The organism is Saccharomonospora saliphila YIM 90502 (genome assembly GCF_000383795.1).
Taxonomy (GTDB): Bacteria; Actinomycetota; Actinomycetes; order Mycobacteriales; family Pseudonocardiaceae; genus Saccharomonospora; species Saccharomonospora saliphila.
This window is the reverse complement of the sequence record NZ_KB912666.1, coordinates 3,077-5,522: the sequence shown is the minus strand read 5'-3', so window position 1 is coordinate 5,522 and position 2,446 is coordinate 3,077. Positions and strand designations below refer to the sequence as shown.

The window sequence follows — 2,446 nt, the reverse complement described above, 5'->3', positions numbered from 1 at the left end:
CTTCGGCGGTGTCGTGCGCGATCACGACGGCGGCCGGGCGGTCACCGCGCTGTACTACGAGGGCCACCCGAGCGCGGCGGACGTGCTGGCCCGGGTCGTGGCCGAGGTGGCGGGACGCCACGGACAGGTCCGCGCCGTGGCCGTGAGCCATCGGCTCGGCGCGTTGGAGATCGGGGATGTCGCGCTGGCCTGCGCCGTCGCCGCCGATCACCGGACCGAAGCGTTCACCACCTGCGGCGACCTCGTCGACGAGGTCAAGGCGCGGCTGCCGGTGTGGAAACACCAGCACTTCAGCGACGGCACCGACGAGTGGGTCAACTCCCCCTGACCCGCCCACCCCACCCACCCACCCACCCACCCGCGAGTTGCCCTTTCCGGACCGCGAGTTGCCCCTTCGCGACCGCGAATTGCCCCTTCGAATAGGCGAGTTGCCCGTCCGGAGAGGCCGAGTCGCCCGTTCGGAGCCGAGAGTCGGCCGCGACCTGGGTCGGTCGCGACCACGTCCCGGCCGAAGTGGTCCGCACCGGCTGAGCAGGTGCTCCGCGCGGTGAGCGGTGGCCGGACACACGAAGGCCCCACCGCCCGGGGGACAGCGGTGGGGCCTTTCGTGGTGCACTGGTGTGCCCGATCGGGCACGTCACACCGTCGGACGCAGCCGACGGCGGGTCACTCCGTGGCGATCTTCTGGCCCACGACGATGAAGTCGGGGTCGGAGATGTAGCCGTCGTTCAGCTCGACGAGCGTGGTGTAGCCGCCGTCGACGTCCTGCTCCTTGGCGATCTTGCTGAGCGTGTCGCCCTTCTCGACGGTGTAGTCACCGTCCGGGTTGGACTTGGCCACCCGGGCGGGCGCGGGCGCGGACTCCTGCTCCGGCTCGGAGACGGGCGCCGGGTCACTGCTCTCCTGCTCGGCGGACCCGGAACCCGCCGCACCCTGGGTGTTGGTGCCGTCGTAGCTCGCGGTCGAGGAGCCGCGCGCACCGCACACCGGCCAGGCACCGATGCCCTGGCCGTCCAGAACGCGCTCGGCCACGGCGATCTGCTCGGAACGCGAGGACTCGTGCGGCATACCGGTGCCGCCGTAAGCCTGCCAGGTGCTCAGCTTGAACTGAAGGCCGCCGTAGTAGCCGTTACCGGTGTTGATGCTCCAGTCGCCACCGCTCTCGCACTCGGCGATGGCGTCCCAGTTGACGCTGTCCGCCTGCGCCGGGGTCACGGCCAGAGACAGCGGCGCCCCCACGGCGATGCCCGCGACGGCGACGCGAGCGATGTGGCGCGTGGCGGCGGACGGTTTGCGGTGCTTGCCTCGGTAAGCCATTTCGACTCGGTCTCGACTTCCGCGCCTTCGAGAAATCGGGCAGGCGGCACGGCCGGGCCGACCGTCTCCGGCCGGCAGGCGGCACCGGGGGATGCCGCCTCCCTCTCGTCCCAGTCCGAGAAGTTCATTTCGCTCGGGGTTTGTGTTCGCCGGGATTCCGCCGGACTGGGCTCGGCGCAACGGCATCCCGGTTGTGCTGTGGTTGGTCGGGGCCAACCGGAATGCGACGGTACGTAACGCTGAGCGTGATCGGAAATTAATGGAGACGTGAGCTAGGCCACAGTAACGGCACGCAACCTTTTGCGATCGTGGTATTTTCCCTGATCAGACGGACGTTACCGGTCCGTGTCCTTCTCGAAACTTTTCACCCAAAGTGAGGTCTGGGTCACGCGCTCGGAGACCCGGCTACTCCGTTCGCGCACGCTCACCGTGGCCCCCCGGCGAGGTCGGGAACGAGCATCGGGGAGCGGGGTTCGAACCAAGCGGGGTTCCGAACCAGGCGGGGCCGGAACCACGCGGTGTCCAAACCAATGCGGGCGGACGCGCGCACGGCGGGGGCGCGAGTACCAAAGGACTCACCAATCCGGTCCGGTCCATCGCCCGCACCGCCGCGACAGGTGTCGTTTCCCTCCGGCGCGGTGGTGCTCCGGTGCCGTTCGCACGGCGCACGGCGTATGGCGGGCGGGTGCGGTGGGCGCGCGGCGGCGGTGGGCGTGACGCGACTCCGCGGTGGCGGACTCGGACGCGGGTGGGGGGGGTCAGCCGCCCGCGAACGGCGGGAGAATGTCCAGTTCGGAGCCGTCCGGCAGCGAGCGGGTCATGTCCCGCACGGCGACGCCGTCGAGCAGGAAGCCACACGCGTCGAGGACGCGGGGCAGGCGGTCGGTGTGACGTCGGCGCACGTGCTCGACGGCGTCCCCGACCGAGGCCGACGCGGGCAGGCGCACGAGCTCCGAGTCCACGCCCGCGGCGGCGCGCGCCGAGGCGAAGTACCGCACCAGCACCGTGACGACGTGCTCGTCGGCGGGTGCCAGGTCCGCGGTGTCCGGGTGCACGGTCGGGCCGGTGTCCGGCGTGTTCATCGGCGGCTCCTCGGCTCGGGCCGGGCCGGTCCGGGCGGGACCGGCCG

General features: G+C 71.2%; 3 protein-coding genes. 1 reads left to right on the top strand and 2 read right to left on the bottom strand.

The window, feature by feature from the left end:
* Nucleotides 1-328, top strand: a 328-nt coding sequence (locus SACSA_RS0110715) for a molybdenum cofactor biosynthesis protein MoaE (RefSeq protein WP_019815775.1), incomplete at its 5' end; no start/stop codon positions are given.
* Nucleotides 329-666: 338 nt separating this feature from the next.
* Here the strand turns inward: SACSA_RS0110715 and SACSA_RS0110710 are convergent.
* Together SACSA_RS0110710 and SACSA_RS0110705 are read right to left on the bottom strand one after the other, a co-directional pair.
* Nucleotides 667-1,317 carry a transglycosylase family protein gene (locus SACSA_RS0110710; protein WP_019815773.1) on the bottom strand — a complete coding sequence of 217 codons (651 nt, stop codon included), beginning with the start codon at nucleotides 1,315-1,317 and terminating at the stop codon, nucleotides 667-669.
* Nucleotides 1,318-2,075: 758 nt separating this feature from the next.
* Complete coding sequence (locus tag SACSA_RS0110705) at nucleotides 2,076-2,399, bottom strand: MoaD/ThiS family protein (protein WP_019815771.1); 324 nt, start codon at nucleotides 2,397-2,399, stop codon at nucleotides 2,076-2,078.
* Between the last annotated feature and the right edge of the window lie 47 nt (nucleotides 2,400-2,446).

Excerpts from the sequence above, each read along its gene's own strand:
- SACSA_RS0110710 (WP_019815773.1), bottom strand. The coding sequence starts at position 1,317 with ATGGCTTACCGAGGCAAGCACCGCAAACCGTCCGCCGCCACGCGCCAC.
- SACSA_RS0110705 (WP_019815771.1), bottom strand. The coding sequence starts at position 2,399 with ATGAACACGCCGGACACCGGCCCGACCGTGCACCCGGACACCGCGGAC.